The sequence below is a fragment of the Bacillus sp. LBG-1-113 genome, from assembly GCF_020708615.1.
GTDB lineage: Bacteria > Bacillota > Bacilli > Bacillales > Bacillaceae > Bacillus > Bacillus mojavensis.
This window is the reverse complement of the sequence record NZ_JAJFDG010000005.1, coordinates 79,426-96,460: the sequence shown is the minus strand read 5'-3', so window position 1 is coordinate 96,460 and position 17,035 is coordinate 79,426. Positions and strand designations below refer to the sequence as shown.

The 17,035-nt window shown below is 44.6% G+C and carries 15 protein-coding genes; 14 read left to right on the top strand and 1 reads right to left on the bottom strand.

The genetic code is table 11. From position 1 onward, the window contains the following. The first annotated feature begins 5 nt into the window (after positions 1 to 5). The 13 genes from essC (at position 6) to LJF29_RS13690 (ending at position 16,084) form a co-directional block, all read left to right on the top strand. A complete protein-coding gene (gene essC, locus LJF29_RS13750) occupies positions 6 to 4,493 on the top strand; it encodes a type VII secretion protein EssC (RefSeq protein ID WP_229149103.1) in 4,488 nt (1,495 codons plus the stop codon). After that, entirely contained in the window at positions 4,490 to 7,717 is a 3,228-nt protein-coding gene (gene esaA, locus LJF29_RS13745; protein WP_229149101.1) for a type VII secretion protein EsaA, read from the top strand. Before essC ends, esaA begins: the two co-directional genes overlap by 4 nt. Before the next feature lie 31 nt (positions 7,718 to 7,748). Beyond that, on the top strand, positions 7,749 to 8,201 hold the full coding sequence (essA, locus tag LJF29_RS13740; protein WP_229149100.1) for a type VII secretion protein EssA: 453 nt from the start codon (positions 7,749 to 7,751) through the stop codon (positions 8,199 to 8,201). 63 nt (positions 8,202 to 8,264) lie between these two features. Further along, positions 8,265 to 8,996 (top strand): (S)-benzoin forming benzil reductase, encoded by a 732-nt coding sequence (locus LJF29_RS13735; protein ID WP_229149099.1) that lies wholly within the window; start codon positions 8,265 to 8,267, stop codon positions 8,994 to 8,996. A gap of 197 nt (positions 8,997 to 9,193) precedes the next feature. After that, positions 9,194 to 9,724, top strand: coding sequence for an HD domain-containing protein (locus LJF29_RS13730; protein ID WP_010331704.1), 531 nt, complete (start codon positions 9,194 to 9,196; stop codon positions 9,722 to 9,724). A gap of 184 nt (positions 9,725 to 9,908) precedes the next feature. Further along, positions 9,909 to 10,145 carry a YuzF family protein gene (locus LJF29_RS13725; protein WP_010331703.1) on the top strand — a complete coding sequence of 79 codons (237 nt, stop codon included), beginning with the start codon at positions 9,909 to 9,911 and terminating at the stop codon, positions 10,143 to 10,145. Between the two features lie 259 nt (positions 10,146 to 10,404). After that, a complete protein-coding gene (locus LJF29_RS13720; RefSeq protein ID WP_229149095.1) occupies positions 10,405 to 11,514 on the top strand; it encodes an AI-2E family transporter in 1,110 nt (369 codons plus the stop codon). A 59-nt stretch (positions 11,515 to 11,573) separates the two neighbouring features. Beyond that, positions 11,574 to 11,795 carry a spore germination protein gene (locus LJF29_RS13715; RefSeq protein ID WP_010331701.1) on the top strand — a complete coding sequence of 74 codons (222 nt, stop codon included), beginning with the start codon at positions 11,574 to 11,576 and terminating at the stop codon, positions 11,793 to 11,795. 73 nt (positions 11,796 to 11,868) lie between these two features. After that, complete coding sequence (locus LJF29_RS13710; RefSeq protein WP_010331700.1) at positions 11,869 to 12,117, top strand: YueH family protein; 249 nt, start codon at positions 11,869 to 11,871, stop codon at positions 12,115 to 12,117. A gap of 70 nt (positions 12,118 to 12,187) precedes the next feature. Next, positions 12,188 to 12,586, top strand: a complete 399-nt coding sequence (locus tag LJF29_RS13705) for a YueI family protein (protein WP_229149094.1) — start codon at positions 12,188 to 12,190, stop codon at positions 12,584 to 12,586. Between the two features lie 96 nt (positions 12,587 to 12,682). Beyond that, complete coding sequence (locus LJF29_RS13700) at positions 12,683 to 13,234, top strand: cysteine hydrolase family protein (RefSeq protein ID WP_044158950.1); 552 nt, start codon at positions 12,683 to 12,685, stop codon at positions 13,232 to 13,234. Between the two features lie 15 nt (positions 13,235 to 13,249). After that, complete coding sequence (locus LJF29_RS13695) at positions 13,250 to 14,719, top strand: nicotinate phosphoribosyltransferase (RefSeq protein ID WP_229149092.1); 1,470 nt, start codon at positions 13,250 to 13,252, stop codon at positions 14,717 to 14,719. Positions 14,720 to 14,854: 135 nt separating this feature from the next. Beyond that, a complete protein-coding gene (locus LJF29_RS13690; RefSeq protein WP_168748643.1) occupies positions 14,855 to 16,084 on the top strand; it encodes an EAL and HDOD domain-containing protein in 1,230 nt (409 codons plus the stop codon). Here the strand turns inward: LJF29_RS13690 and LJF29_RS13685 are convergent. Next, positions 16,060 to 16,428: a hypothetical protein gene (locus LJF29_RS13685; protein WP_010331695.1), complete on the bottom strand. Its 369-nt coding sequence runs from the start codon at positions 16,426 to 16,428 to the stop codon at positions 16,060 to 16,062. The two genes, LJF29_RS13690 and LJF29_RS13685, sit on opposite strands and share 25 nt — an antisense overlap. Positions 16,429 to 16,888: 460 nt before the next feature. On the opposite strand from LJF29_RS13685, the gene degQ reads away from it, so the two are divergent. Further along, positions 16,889 to 17,029 carry a degradation enzyme regulation protein DegQ gene (gene degQ / locus LJF29_RS13680; protein ID WP_010331694.1) on the top strand — a complete coding sequence of 47 codons (141 nt, stop codon included), beginning with the start codon at positions 16,889 to 16,891 and terminating at the stop codon, positions 17,027 to 17,029. Positions 17,030 to 17,035 lie beyond the last annotated feature (6 nt).

Here is a 17,035-nt window from a genome sequence, read left to right as displayed (position 1 = left end):
GCCATTTGAGTCTATTATGGGTTTTCTACCAGCAAAACGTCCAAAAACTAAAACTGTCTGACCTCCCTGCGTCCCAGCCGGTGACCATAGGGCCAGATGTGAAGGATTCCATTACCATCGGCACCATTCCGTTTGAGAACGGAGTAATTTCTCTTCAGAGGAAGGAATCCGGCAGCCAGTACGATGTTTTCCTGGGAAATGATTGCCTGGGCAGTCTTGAAACTGATGCATCATTTTCTCTTCAAACGGACAAGCAGGATATCCGTCTGTTTTTAATTGCCGGCAAGCCTGAAAAATCCGTTTATTTTACAGGAAACAGAGACGAAATGACATGTTCCTCAGAAAAGACAGAAGCAGATATCTATTTGAACCCGAATGATTTTGCCTTTGCGGAGCAAAGCACATTTTCGTTACTGCATATCAGCAAGAAATGGTCGATTCTCCCAGAAAGCGGGAATGTGTTCTTGAACGGCGAGAAGGTAATAAGTGCTGCACCGCTCAAACCGGGAGATGAAATATTCTGGAATTTTACGCTAATGAGAGTAACTGAACAAGACCTCTTAGAAATCGTTCATTACACACCGCTTGAAACAGTGTTAACCAAAACGGTCAAACCAAGCACAGAAATGCAGAAAAAATATCCGCAGTACAGAAGAACGCCGCGGATGGTGTACGACCTGCCAGATGACCGTGTGTCCTTCAGTTTTCCCTCTCAGGAGAGCGATCAAACCAATAGAGGGCTGTGGCTCGTCATCCTGCCGCCGCTTGTGATGCTGATTGTGATGGGCGTTGTCGCCATCATCCAGCCGCGCGGCATATTTATACTCGTTTCTTTGGCGATGTTTATGATGACCCTTATTACCTCGACCGTTCAATATTTCCGGGATAAAAACCAGCGGAAAAAACGCGAGGAAAAGCGGGAGCGCGTGTATAAGCTTTACTTAGATAATAAGAGAAAAGAGCTTCAGGCACTTGCTGAAAAGCAAAAGCAGGTTCTTGACTTTCATTTTCCTTCTTTTGAACAAATGAAATACTTAACAAGTGAAATCAGTGACCGAATTTGGGAAAAATCACTCGAAAGCAAGGATTATCTCCAGATTCGGCTCGGGACCGGAACAGTTCCTGCAAGCTATGAAATCAATATGAGCGGCGGAGACCTGGCGAACCGTGATATTGATGACCTTATGGAGAAATCGCAGCACATGCAGCGTGTCTATAAGGACATCCGCAATGCGCCGGTTACGGTGGATTTGGCGGAGGGGCCGATGGGCCTTGTCGGGAAATCTCAGATTGTTAAGAATGAGATTCACCAGCTGATCGGCCAGCTGTCGTTCTTTAACAGCTATCACGATTTGCGTTTCGTTTTTATTTTTCATGAAGAAGAGTATAAAGACTGGGAGTGGATGAAGTGGCTTCCGCAATTTCAAATGCCCCATATTTATGCAAAAGGCTTTATTTATAATGAACAGACCCGTGACCAGCTCCTGTCTTCTCTTTACGAATTGATAAGAGAGCGTGACTTGGAAGAGGACAAAGAAAAAGTGCAGTTTAAACCGCATTTTGTTTTTGTCATTACAAATCAGCAGCTGATTTCAGAGCACGTCATTCTTGAATATCTGGAAGGACAGTATGAGCATCTGGGTATCTCTACCATTGTCGCTGCGGACACAAAGGAAAGTTTATCAGAAAACATTACGACCCTTGTCCGCTATATCAACGAAAATGAAGGCGACATTTTAATACAAAAGAAAAAAGCAGTAAGAATCCCGTTCAGGCTCGATCAACATCAGCGCGAGGACAACGAACGGTTTTCACGCACGCTTCGCACGCTGAACCACCAGGTGGGCATTACGAACTCCATTCCGGAAATGGTCTCGTTCCTAGAGCTTTTCCATGCGAAGGAAGTAAAAGAAATCGGAATCCAGCAAAGATGGCTGACGAGTGAATCGTCGAAATCGCTGTCGGTGCCGATCGGCTATAAAGGGAAGGATGACATTGTACATTTGAACCTTCACGAAAAAGCCCACGGGCCGCACGGTTTGCTCGCGGGGACAACAGGTTCGGGGAAAAGTGAATTTCTCCAGACTTACATCCTGTCACTTGCGGTGCACTTTCACCCGCATGAGGCGGCTTTCTTATTAATTGACTATAAAGGCGGAGGAATGGCGCAGCCGTTCCGCAATATTCCCCACCTGCTCGGCACAATCACCAATATTGAAGGCAGCCAAAACTTCAGTATGCGTGCGCTTGCTTCGATTAAAAGCGAGCTGAAAAAAAGGCAGCGTCTGTTTGATCAATATCAAGTCAATCACATCAATGACTATACAAAGCTGTACAAGCAGGGGAAAGCAGAAGTAGCAATGCCGCACTTATTCTTAATTTCCGATGAATTTGCAGAGCTGAAAAGCGAAGAGCCTGATTTTATCAGAGAGCTTGTCAGTGCCGCACGTATCGGCCGAAGCCTCGGTGTACATTTGATTTTGGCTACACAGAAGCCGGGCGGTATCATAGACGACCAAATCTGGAGTAACTCGCGCTTTAAAGTAGCGCTTAAAGTTCAGGATGCTACTGATAGTAAAGAGATTTTGAAAAACAGCGATGCCGCGAACATCACTGTTACCGGACGCGGTTATTTGCAGGTCGGAAACAATGAAGTGTACGAGCTGTTCCAATCCGCCTGGAGCGGGGCCCCTTACTTAGAGGAAGTTTACGGAACAGAGGATGAAATCGCAATTGTCACCGATACCGGCCTGATCCCGCTTTCTGAGGTCGACACCGAAGAAATGGCGAAAAAAGAAGTTCAATCAGAAATCGAAGCAGTGGTTGACGAAATCGAACGCATTCAAGAGGAAATGGGAATCGAGAAGCTGCCGAGTCCTTGGCTGCCGCCGCTTGCGGAACGTATCCCGCGCACCCTTTTCCCATCAGAAGAAAAGGACCATTTCCACTTTGCTTATGTTGATGAACCTGATCTGCAAAGACAGGCACCGATTGCTTATAAAATGATGGAAGACGGAAATATCGGCATTTTCGGCTCCTCAGGCTATGGAAAATCGATTGCAGCGGCAACATTCCTGATGAGCTTTGCAGACGTCTACACGCCTGAAGAGCTTCATGTCTATATCTTTGATTTCGGGAACGGAACGCTTCTGCCATTAGCGAAGCTGCCGCACACGGCGGATTACTTCCTGATGGATCAGTCGAGAAAAATTGAAAAGTTCATGATCCGGATCAAAGAGGAAATTGACCGCCGAAAACGTCTGTTCCGTGAAAAAGAAATCAGCCATATCAAAATGTACAATGCGCTGAGCGAAGAAGAGCTTCCATTCATTTTCATCACAATCGACAACTTTGATATCGTCAAGGATGAGATGCATGAGCTTGAATCGGAATTTGTCCAGCTTTCCAGAGACGGACAAAGCTTGGGGATTTACTTCATGCTGACGGCGACGCGCGTAAATGCTGTCCGCCAGTCGCTCTTGAACAACCTGAAAACAAAGGTTGTCCATTACCTGATGGATCAATCCGAGGGATATTCCATTTACGGACGGCCGAAGTTCAGCCTTGAGCCGATCCCGGGGCGCGTGATCATTCAAAAAGAAGAGCTTTATTTCGCCCAAATGTTCCTGCCTGTTGAAGCAGAGGATGATATTGGCATGTTCAACGAGCTGAAAGCAGAAGTGCAGGTTCTTCAGGATCGCTACGCTTCACTTCAACAGCCGGCTCCGATTCCGATGCTGCCGGAAAGCCTGTCGACGAGAGAGTTTTCTCTCCGCTTCAAGCTGGAACGCAAGCTTTTATCTGTGCCGATCGGGCTTCATGAAGAAACCGTCAGCCCGGTGTACTTTGACTTGGCTAAATACAAGCATTGCCTGATATTAGGGCAGACACAGCGAGGAAAAACAAACGTCTTAAAAGTGATGCTCGAGCATCTGCTTGATGATGAAACGGAAATGATCGGTTTGTTTGACTCGATCGACCGCGGTTTATCCAAATATGCAAAAGAAACAGATGTCGCATATCTGGAAACAAAAGATGATATTGAGCAGTGGATTGAAACAGCAGAAGACATTTTTAAAACAAGAGAAGCAATGTATGTAGAAGCCGTTCGCCAGGGAGACGCACAAAGCCTGCGATTCTCTCAAGTGGTTCTAATGATTGACGGAATTACGAGATTCCAACAGACGATCGATACGAGAATTCAAGACCGCTTGGCGAACTTTATGAAATCTTACGCGCATCTTGGCTTCAGCTTTATTCCGGCAGGCAATCACAGTGAGTTCTCCAAAGGCTATGATTCCCTGACGACTGAGATGAAGCAAATCAGACACGCTATCCTGCTGATGAAAAAATCTGAACAAAATGTCATTCCTCTTCCGTACCAAAGACAGGAGCCGGAGATTCAGCCGGGCTTCGGATATGTTGTGGAAAACGGGAAGGAGCAAAAAGTTCAAATTCCTTTATGTTCTGCTGAAAGGGAGAGTGCTAGATGACAGAACAACGAAAAAACTTAATCAAGTTAATATCCGCCGTCATCATTATTTTGCTGCTGCCGGTTTTGTTTTTCCGATTTATCGGGGAAGATCCGACGAAAAAAGCAGCCAATTCCACGCGGCAAATTGCAGTGGTGAATGAAGACACAGGCGTATTGAGTGATGAGGTGAAAGCGGACGATGAAGATGATCAATCCGCCCAGTTCGGTAAGGAAGTAGCTGCCGTTCTGGGGGAACGTCCTGATTATTCTTGGACGGTCGTGAACCGAAGTGCAGCGGAAACAGGCCTAAAATCGAAAAAATACGATGCGATCGTCTACATTCCCTCAGATTTCTCAAAAAATATTTTGAGTTACGACAAAGAGCGTCCTCAAAAAGCCACGCTTGAGTTCAGCATTCAAGATAACCTGAATGCGGTCAACAAAGAAAAAGTGCAGCGTGAGCTTGAAGATGCCCAAAAAACAATGAACAAAAAAATGTCGGCCTTATATTGGAACTTTGTCTCACAAAAAGTGGACAATATCAGAGGAGAGTTTGACAAAATCGTCAATAAAGAATCTGAATTCCAAAATGTCATGTACAATTTCTACAAACCAAGCTCTAACGATTTAGCAGGTGAAATCAAACGCCAGAAAGACCTAATCGATGAGCTGAAGAAATCAATGAATGAAGCCCAAGGCACGACAAAAGAAAAAGCTTCGACAGCGGAGGAAGCAAAAAACACCCTGAAAGACTTCGTTGATACTGTGGAACGATACAAAGAATATCAAGAAAATCAAAAGAAGCTGCTATTGGCAGCCCAGGATTCAACTCAGCAGCAAATCCAGACAGGATTGGATGCCATTTCAGCACAGCAAAAGGCCAATCAGTTCAGCGAGCAGATGAGCGGCCTGTCAACAGGTATCAGCCAAGTGAAAACACAGCTTGGACAAACCAGCACAGTTCTGGCAGCCGCCCAGCAAATCAGGGAAGGCCAAGTGCCTCAGCAGGAACTTGGTATGGCGAAGATACAAAGCGATTTAATTAACCAATACCAGACCGCATCAAGACAGGCAGCTTTAAACCAAGTATACGGACTGCTTGTTGAAGCGCGCGAGGCGCTCACTGTTGCGAAAGCTGACCCGCAGCCTGATGGAGATGATGGTTCAGATGATGAAGATAAAGACCCGAACGAAGAAAATCCTGAAGAACTGAAAATCGATCTTGAAAAACAGCGTGAAGAATTGAAAAACATTGCCGCTGACATTCAAGATATTTCAGACAATCTGAAGGAGCCTGAAAAAGAGGATCCGACACCGGAGGACCCGGGAACTGAAAAACCGGGAACAGACGAGCCGTCCACTGACAAGCCGGATCATCCAGATGACGGAGGCAGCACCATTCCCGATGATACACAGGGAGACACCGGAAACGATGATAACAGCAGTGATACCGGGAATGACGGGCAAACGGACGGCAATACTCAGGATCAAGACCAGCAGCAGGGAACAGACGGTCAGGAGCAGAACGGAGATGCCTCCAATGGTAAGTCAGACAGCGGACAAACCGAAACGGGCACATCTGCCGAACAGACTGCTTCATCTGACTCAGCCCTTCAATTTATCCAGCTGGCAAATGAAGACGGAACCGGAAGCGTCGGAGACACAACAGAGCCCGGAAATGAAGATCAACCAGGAAATGACGACATTTCTGATATCGCAAAAGCAAAAGAACAGCTCAGCAAAGCGTCTGAGCGAATCAAGCAAATTGAAGAAGAGCTCAAAGAAAAAGAAACTGCCCATAATGAAGAGCTGAAAAAGAAATTAGAAGAACTAAAAGAGCAAATGGATGGTCTTAATGATGAAATTGATGACTTGAAAGACCAAGTAAAAAAGCTAGAAGGTAAACTTGAAAATCTTGAAGCGAAACGGAAGAGGGAGTTCGAAGGGATTTACAGAGCGATTCGCGAGCTGGAGAATAAAGATCAGCTTCAATTCCCGGGGGAAATCAACACAGAAAGCATCTCCGATTTAATGAGATACTATAAATATTTATCTGTGTATGACTCTGTATTATCCGGAACGATAGACAGCACTGCAAAAAACTTTGCCATTGACGGCCAGCAGGGCAACATCAAATCAGTCCTAGCCATCAAACCGGAAGAATCAGCAAGCTGGGAAGATCTCAAAAACAACACGATGCAAACCGATGAAGACATCGACAATTTCATCAATGGCATGACCGAGTTTGCAGACAACTACGGCAGCTATATCCGTGATTCTCAAGCCGGTGTTCTCGATGAACTGACGAAAATCTCTGAGAGTGCGTCTAAAGCGTCAGAACAGCTTGTAACCGGTGCAGCGCAGGAATCTGCAACGTTCAATAATGATGGGCTGTCAGGCACAATGGCACTGAGCGTGCAAGATACGGTCGGCCAGGAAGTGCTGCAAATGTCAGACATGATGGGCTCATTATCGGAACGCCAGTCAGGCATTATTGATTACACAACCAACATGCAGCAAAGCGTAAATGATGTACAGACGAAAGCTGACACATTAAATAACAACTGGGGTAAAAATGTTGCCTCCACGAAGCTTGTACGCAGTGACGTATACGGCATTCTGGGCAATACATTAGTAGATGGCCAAAACAACGGCTATGTATATGATTACTTGGCAAACCCGCTTAAAATCAGCGGTCAGGTTCCGGAAGAAAAAATTCAGACGGTGCCGCCGGTTGTCATCCTGGTTATTATTTTGATCAGCAGTCTGTTAATCGGATATTTCAGCTCGTATTACCAGAATGCGCCGCTGCTCGTCAAAGGAGCGCTTTTCGGAATTTTGAATATCCTTGTGGGATTGATGATCAGCTTGTTCGGTTTGAATATTTATTCACTGCCGGACGATCAGACGATTAAGTGGTCTGTGTTTACGATATTATTGCTGGTCGCAAGCTCTGCCTTTATTCGGGCGGCATTCCGATTCGGATCAATTCCTGGATGGGTTGCTTCAGCGGCAATGATTTTATTCTATGTTGCGCCGCTTATTGACTTGATTATGCCGAACTTCACATTTGAAGATCCGGTGTCGAAGGTATATATCGACATCCAGTACGGAACAGGGCATTTGTTTACAATGGGAATATCGGTTCTGCTGATCATTACGTTGATTGCAGCGGCTCTGCCGCTTGTCATTCGCTTGATAGCAGAAAAAACAGCGGAAAGCGATGAAACGTATGAAGCGTAATCGCAGCTTGGAAAAGGGGATCTTGATATGTATGCTCTCCTTTTCCCTTTTCATACCCTCTGCCGCTGCTGCCGAAACCGAAGAAAATACGGATGTCGCGCCAAACCAATATGAGAAGAAAGACATTGAAATCGATACGAATTATTTGCATGAAGATTCTTCCTATGAGGAGAAAACAGAACTGCCTGAGGAACAAAAGGACATCACCTTTGAAAAACCGAAGGATCGGGATGCCGAGCTGATAAAGGATTTGTTTACAACAACAGATGCCGAGGGCTCCAACACCATCGCGGCTCAATCTAAACAGCTGGGGATTACATTTTCCGAGAAACCGATCACAAAAGCGTCATCAACGGAAATGGAAGAAAAAGAATCATCTTCACTCCTGCTTCCGATCATCTATATTGTGCTGATTCTGCTGGGAATCGCAGGCATTGTTTTTCTCATACCAAAGGTTATCGTGCAGGATAATAAAAAGGCGTAAGCGCCCGCGCTTGTTTTGCTTAAAAGCGGTCCGTACAATAAGAACGGAAGGAGGAGGTTTCCAATGGAACTTTATATCATCACCGGGGCGTCAAAAGGACTGGGGAAAGCCATTGCATTACAGGCTTTAGAAAAAGGCCATGAAGTCCATGCCCTGTCCAGAACAACAACAGATGTTTCACATGAGAAACTGACACAGCATCAGATTGACCTGATCAATCTCACAGAGGCTGAACAGCAATTCAAAACATTGCTTTCATCCATCAATCCAGCTGATTATTCAGCCATCACACTGATCAATAACGCCGGAATGGTAACGCCGATCAAACGCGCCGGAGAAGCGTCTCTAGAAGAGCTGCAGCACCATTATCAGCTTAATCTGACCGCGCCCGTGCTCCTAAGCCAGCTGTTTACAAAACAGTTTGCTCTGTACAGCGGCAGAAAAACAATCGTCAATATTACCTCTGGCGCGGCCAAAAACCCATACAAGGGGTGGAGCGCGTATTGCAGCTCAAAAGCCGGACTTGATATGTTTACGAGAACGTTCGGATTTGAACAGGAGGACGAAGAACGGCCGATGAACATGATTTCTTTCTCACCGGGTGTCATGGACACTGACATGCAGGCCGTCATCCGTGCATCATCGAAAAAGGATTTTCACGACATCGAGCGGTTCCGGAAATTGAATGAAACAGGAAGCCTTCGCAGTCCGGCCTTTATTGCCGGCACGCTGCTTTCTTTATTAGAGACAGGCGCGGAAAACGGGCGCATATATGATATAAAAGAGTTTTTATAGAGCAGAGTGAACCTGCTCTTTTTTTATATAAAAAGGCGATAGCTTAAGCGTTCTGGAGTCCGGCTGCATATACTGACTGAAACTCTGCTTTTAGGGTATAACAAACATGAAAACGAAACGAAAATGATATGACATAAGAATTGAGTTTCTCCTCAAATTATGTTAGGATTCTAAAAATATCTAAAGGAGGGGTTTCCATGAGAAAGGTTACATTAATGGATGTCTTCACCCATCCAATTGCACAAAAATATTTACAGCGTTCAGGCGTGGCTCATGCGATTGCCTGCGCCTATCATGCATACAGGCTGTCTGTAAAGGCTGATATCAGCCCTGATTTAGCCACAAAAGCGGCATTGCTGCATGACATCGGCCATTATGAATGGTATACAGACGGAAAGTGGGATTATGAAAAATACAGAAGAAATGACATCCATGCCATTAAAGGGGCGGAACGGGCGCATAAGCTCTTGATTCGTCTTGGTGAAGAACCGAAAGCGGCAAAAGAGATTGCCCTTGCCATTTTGCTTCATACCGATTCCTATCTGCCTGAAGGTGAACTCGATAAAAATACGCTGCAGCAGATTGTCAAAAAAGCGGACGAACTTGATGAAGAACCTGGCGGCCATCACCATTACCGACAAATTGACGAAGCAATCGCACTGAAAAAAATAGAAAAGCTGGACCGCTTAATCGACCAAGCCCAGTCTTCTATCAAAAAGCCTGTATAGATCCCGCCTGTATTCGGAACAGCGTCTGTTTTCTTCGCTGTCTCCGTTTCATCACCTTTCCTTACACCCTCGTGAATCACACTCCCCAATCGTCTCCGCATCCCCTAGTGTTATCCGGTAAGCCTGTGTCATTATCCTTACCCGTGGCATAAGCTGAGATAAAACATATAAAGGGGATTGAAGTATGGCCAACCAAGGTAGTCCGCAACTGGTCTCATTAGTCGATCCTTATGTCTATCAGACCATTAAAAAGCTCATCGGCTCAAAATTCATTATTCAAACAGTACGAGACACGGTCAGAGGCAGACTGATTGATGTAAAACCAGACCATATCATCATTGAAGCAGCCCGAAATTCTGTTTTTTTAATCAGTATCCAGCACATGGTTTCCGTCACGCCAGATTACAGTGAACGGGTGTAACAGTGCTTGCGTTTGAAAAATAGGCGTACACCGGGACGTCCTATTTTTCAGTTAAGCGCTGTAGAAACGCCCCGTCATAGTTGAAAACAGAGACACCTTATGTACATAAGTCAGTCCGGCGTCCCTGCCGTATGTCACAGTCTGCATAATCAACAGTCCATTCACTGATTAAAAGTTCTGATATCAGTTCATTTTTGTTACAATAATGGGGTGCAAGTTCTTTTATCTGTAAGACAAAGAAAAACTAGGAGGAACAAGCTTGTTGAAATCAAAAGTCCATTTTTGGACATTGCAAATTTTATTTGTTTTGCTGATTATTTTCGTAGCAACAAAAGTTTCATTTGTGTTTCAGCCGTTTATCGTGTTTATCACGACATTGTTTTTCCCGATGCTGATCGCAGGAATTCTGTATTTTATTTTTAATCCGGTCGTCCGCCTGCTTGAGAAAAAAATGCCGCGGACATTATCGATTCTGCTCATCTATTTAGTATTTATCGGTTTGCTTGCCTTTGTTTCTGCGGCAGTCGGGCCTGTCATTACATCGCAGGTGACCGGGCTGTTTAACAATCTTCCTGAATATATAAAACAGATTCAGGCATTGACAAAGGATTTATCTCACTCTCAATGGTTTACCTGGATGATGACACAGGATTATGTATCCATATCAAAAATTGAACAGTCTCTGACAAGCTTTCTCCAAAACCTGCCGCAAAATATTACATCCAGTTTATCCGCGGTGTTTGGTGTCGTGACTAATATCACACTTGTCATTATCACTGTTCCGTTTATCCTCTTTTATATGCTGAAGGATGGACACCGCTTTCCGCACCTGGCAGTCAAAATACTTCCGGCTTCATACCGGACAGAAGGTCTAAAAATCTTTAAAGATTTAACCGACACACTTGCTGCGTATTTTCAGGGACAGCTGTTAATCTGTCTTTTTGTAGGGACAGCGTGCTTTATCGGATACTTGATAACAGGGCTGCCATATGCGCTGATTCTTGGAATTGTCATGGCCATTACAAATATCATTCCATATGTCGGACCTTTTCTCGGCGCTGCGCCGGCTGTCATTATCGGCTTTATGGATTCACCGGCCAAAGCGCTTTTTGCGATCATCGTGGTTGTGATCGTTCAGCAGCTCGACGGAAATCTGCTTTCTCCGCTCGTTATCGGAAAACGTTTGAATACGCACCCGCTTACCATCATTTTGCTGTTGATCGGAGCCGGAAGCTTCGGCGGCATTCTCGGCATGATATTAGCTGTGCCGGTGTATGCGGTAGTCAAGGCGTTTTTCTTGAATATCGTGCGGCTGATCAAGCTGCGCCAGCGGTCACGCCTTGAAGAAAACGAACGTCCTGCTGAATAGGCGGGCACCATTGGCTCCTTTCCGCATATGATGCTGTAAATCAGTGCGGAGGTGGGGAAATGCCTGCGATTGTAGGGCCAATATATATTATGTCTATATCAGGTGATGCTGCAGCCAGCTTTGGAGATGTGTTTGCGATTGCGCCGAAAAGCGTTGATCACACAGGTGCTGGGTCTGGCACATTTCAGCTTGGGGATTTTGTGAAGATCAATAACGAATATAGTAAAACAAATTTTAACGATGCCGATATCATTGATGATACCGTTTCGTTTAACGGGTAACAGCCTTTTCTAGAGAGGCTGTTGCTTTTTTATTGTATAATATGGATAGTCTTTTAAATAGCGAGGTCATGTTATGAAAATCAGAAAAGCAAATATCAGCACACAAACAGGAATGATCACTGATGTATATCTGCATGAAAACAGAAAAGAGCTGCATACGCTCGTAGCCGTTCCGCAGCTGGAGTGGAGCACGATAATTTCATACGAGGAAGAAAAATCATCGCTGCCAGAACGGCTGGAGGCTTCTTTGCGCCGGCATACAGAGGAAGAGCCTGCTGGTGAGCTGGCAAAAAAAATCATTCACTGGGTAACGGAAATGTAACAGCCGTTGAAAGTTTAGCCCCCGCAGGATCAGGCGATAATGAAGACAAACAAGACGGGAGGACGAGCTTTTGAGTGATGAAACGCTGGATCTCTATTTACAGCAAGGAATGTACGGGCCGCTGGAAACAAAACCTGACGAGCGCCACTTGTTTTTAGGCTCATTGCGGGAAAGAGTGCTTTTGGCACTGACAAAAGGGCAGGTGCTCAGAAGCAAACCATATGACGAAGCGGAGCAGACGTTTAAACGTAATAAACATATCTCTCTTCTTATCAATGGAGAGCTTCAGTATCAGTCTTATTCCCCTTATGTAAAAATGGCGAACCGAAATGGAGTGCCTTTTAAAGTCGTATCTGATCTTCAGTTTCAGACGCCTTTAGGCCTTGTCATTGCGGGGGACAGTGCGGTAAATCATGAATCTATATATATTCAGGACGACATTTTTAATCGGTCGGTGCTGAAATCTTAAGAGACAAACGGACCGTTTGTCTTTTTATTCATGGCAATTCCCTTACAACGGGAGATAAGATATAATGTTCTCATACTGATGGCGGGGAGGCCGGCTATGAAAAAAGCACTTATTTGTATTGATTATACGAATGATTTTGTGGCGAGTGACGGAAAATTGACCTGCGGGGAGCCCGGCAGAATGATTGAAGAGGCGATCGTCAATTTGACAGAACACTTTATCACAAACGGTGATTACGTCGTATTTGCAGTAGATTCTCACAATGAAGGGGATCAATATCACCCTGAAACCCGTCTGTTTCCACCGCATAATATCAAGGGTACGGAAGGAAAAGACCTGTACGGAAAGCTTTTGCCTCTATATCAGAAACATGCACATGATCATAATGTATATTACATGGAAAAAACGAGATATTCTGCTTTTGCGGGTACTGATTTAGAGCTGAAGCTCAGAGAGCGGCAGATTGACGAGCTGCATTTAGCCGGCGTCTGCACAGATATCTGTGTCTTGCATACAGCGGTTGATGCATACAACAAAGGTTTCCGGATTGTTGTGCATAAACAGGCTGTTGCCAGCTTTAATCAGGAGGGGCATACGTGGGCTCTTTCCCATTTTGCAAACAGCATCGGAGCGCAAGTGGCAGAGTAAGGAAGGGGAAAAACAGTGTTAGAGTACGGTTTTAAAGATGACAGCCTGTCATTACATACAGACCTTTATCAAATCAATATGGCGGAAACTTACTGGAGAGACGGCATTCATGAAAAGAAAGCGATTTTTGAGCTTTTTTTCAGAAAGCTTCCGTTTGAGAATGGCTATGCGGTTTTTGCGGGCTTGGAAAAAGCCATTGAATATCTGGAAAACTTCAAGTTTACCGATAGTGACCTGACTTATTTACGAGATGAGCTTGGTTATCATGAAGATTTTATTGATTATTTGAGCGGTTTATCTTTTACAGGTTCTCTTTATTCCATGAAAGAAGGAGAGCTGGTTTTTAACAATGAGCCGATTATGAGGGTGGAAGCTCCCCTTGTAGAAGCGCAGCTTATTGAAACAGCTTTGCTTAACATTGTGAATTACCAAACATTAATCGCGACAAAAGCGGCTCGCATCAAGGGCGTCATTGGCGACGAAATTGCACTTGAATTCGGAACAAGACGGGCGCATGAAATGGATGCGGCTATGTGGGGAGCGAGAGCAGCCTTAATCGGCGGCTTCAGCGCGACAAGCAATGTAAGAGCCGGAAAGCGTTTTAATATCCCGGTATCAGGCACACATGCACATGCGCTTGTGCAGGCCTACCGCGATGAATATACAGCGTTCAAAAAATACGCGGAAACGCATAAGGATTGCGTCTTCTTAGTCGACACGTATGATACGCTCCGTTCAGGCATGCCGAATGCGATTAAAGTGGCCAAGGAATTCGGAGACCGCATCAACTTCATTGGCATCCGCCTGGATAGCGGCGATTTGGCGTACCTGTCAAAAAAAGCCCGGAAAATGCTTGATGAAGCAGGGTTTACAGACGCGAAAGTCATTGCATCGAGTGACTTGGATGAGCATACCATTATGAATTTAAAGGCTCAGGGAGCGCGCATAGATGTCTGGGGTGTCGGCACGAAGTTGATTACAGCCTATGACCAGCCTGCTCTCGGTGCAGTTTATAAGCTCGTCGCCATCGAAGAAAACGGAGAAATGGTCGACACGATCAAAATTTCATCCAACCCTGACAAAGTGACGACACCTGGCAGAAAGAAAGTGTACCGAATTATTAATCAGTTAAATCATCATTCTGAAGGTGATTACATTGCGCTTTATGACGAGCAGGTGAATGACCAGAAGCGGCTGAGAATGTTCCACCCGGTTCATACCTTCATCAGCAAATTCGTCACGAATTTCTATGCGAAGGATCTTCACGAGCTGATTTTTGAAAAAGGCATCCTATGCTACCAGAACCCTGAGATTTCTGACATTCAGCAATACGTACAAGACAACCTCAGCCTTCTGTGGGAGGAATATAAGAGAATCAGCAAACCTGAAGAATACCCGGTTGATTTAAGCGAGGACTGCTGGAGCAACAAAATGCAGCGGATCCATGAAGTGAAAAGCAGACTTGAAGAAGAGCTCGAAGAATAAAGCAAACTGGCCTTTCGTTCGCGAAGAGGCCAGTTTTTTTGTGGGAATAATATTTTTCATGTTTAGACAAATTTCGTCAAATTATTTGATATACTTAGGGTGGAAAGCCGCGTGTTTTGTAAGGAGGATAAATCAATGAGGGTGTTTGTTGCAAGACAGCCTATATTTAATCGAAAAGAACAGGTTGTCGCTTATGAACTTTTATATAGAGAGAGCGAAGAGAATGTGTATTCCGCTGCAGACGGCGATCAGGCTACAACAGATTTGGTGATTAACAGCTTTTTAAACATCGGAATCGAGAAGCTGACGGAAGGAAAACGCTGTTTTGTCAATTTCACTGAAAGCCTGATGTTTTCGGATCTCCCCACCTCCTTCAATCCAAAACAGCTTGTGATTGAAATCCTTGAAGATATACCGATCACTCCGGCTCTCGTCTCAAGGTGCAGAGAGCTGAAAAAAATGGGGTATACGCTGGCACTCGATGATTTTTACGCGATAAACCCGAAAAATGAAAAATTATTGGAAAAGCTCATGAGCTATATTGATATATTGAAAATTGATTTTCTTAAAACCACCCGAATGGAACGCCGAAAAATTTTGCAAACCTACAACAGCTGCGGCCTGATTTTTTTAGCTGAGAAAGTAGAAACACGCAAAGAATATGAACAGGCGGTGCAAGATGGCTTTCAGTTATTTCAAGGCTACTTTTTCAGCGAACCGCGTATCATCAGCGGCCATGATCTGTCAACCCATTTTTATTCTTACTATGAATTGCTCAACGAATTAAGCAAAGAGCAGCCTAACATCCAGCGTGTAACTGAGTACATAGAACGTGATTTATCGCTTTCATATCAAATTTTAAAATTCTTAAACTCTTCTCATAACCGCTTAACCCAAAAGATCGACAGCATTAAGCAGGCTATCATGCTTCTTGGGTTTAACGAAATCAAACGGTGGATATACATCCTATCCTTTAAGGATTTAAGCAGAAAAGGGAATTCCAGCAAACACGAAATCATAAAAATTTCTTTAATGAGAGCAAAACTATGTGAACTGTTGGCAAGAAAAACAGCGCGCCCGCAGCCGGCCTCGTATATGCTGATCGGGATGTTTTCTCTCATAGACACCCTTTTGCACAGAGAAATAGAAGAGATTATTCAAGAATTGCCTTTAATAGATGAAGTAGGTCAAGCGTTATTAGGTCATCAAAATGACTATTACCAAATGCTTGAGCTTGTGAAGTTAATCGAAACCAACAATTGGGACACTTGCGGAGAATTAGCAAAAGAATTGGACAAGGAAGAAGCGTACGACTGTTATTTGGAAGCCTTGGAGTGGTGTCATAAGCTCATGGGCGAAAAGTAATTGCGGTCTTCTGACCACCGCAACGCCACGATGATTCGGCTTTGCGTGCTGATTAGGCTGATGTATATGCCATCGGGATTAAAGACCGAATCCACATCATGCCGGACGCCTGTCTGTTTGATCAGACGTTTTACTGTCTGTTTATCTGACTGCTCCGCTGCGGTCATGATGCGGCGCGAAAGCTCCTGTGACCCCGCAATGCGCCTAAGTACAAGCTGAGCATCAGCAAGCAGCCCGGCGGCATCCTGTGCGGAACGGATAAAGGTCGCTGTATTGGCGGCAGGAGCGGGCGGGCGGCGTATGTCGTACGGATAGACGTAGAGCCAAGGATAAGGATATCTCATGGAAGCACCTCGCAAAAAGGGGATATGTCTATATGTATAGATCACTCAGGTGCCGAATATGACAAAGCGAAAAGGCCACAACTTTGCGTTGCGGTCTTTTCGGTGTTTGTCGGTCACGATACGCCAAGAATCGCGTATTAAACTTTGAAAAAGCAGCAAGGGGGACTATAGTCTTACTTGGTGAAACAGTTAAATACAATAAAATCAAAGGAATTAAGAATCTTTCTCAATTCCATCCGAAATCACCGTTTTCACACGTAGAAAAATAGTCCTGTTCTCATTGTGATCCCTTTAAGCATAAAGACCTATTGATATTTGCGGTGTCACGCAGGATCTTTTTGTATACTTTTCGGTGAAAAATAACTCGAAACCAGATACACTATTAGTAACAGATCAAATACCTAGGACTCGTTCACCATACACAATTCATTGATCTTTCAAAAAAAGGAGTGTGGAAACGATGGAAAAGAAACTTGAAGAAGTAAAACAATTGTTATTCCGACTCGAACTTGATATTAAAGAAACGACAGATTCATTACGAAACATTAACAAAAGCATTGATCAGCTCGATAAATTCACATACGCAATGAAAATTTCGTAAAAAAGA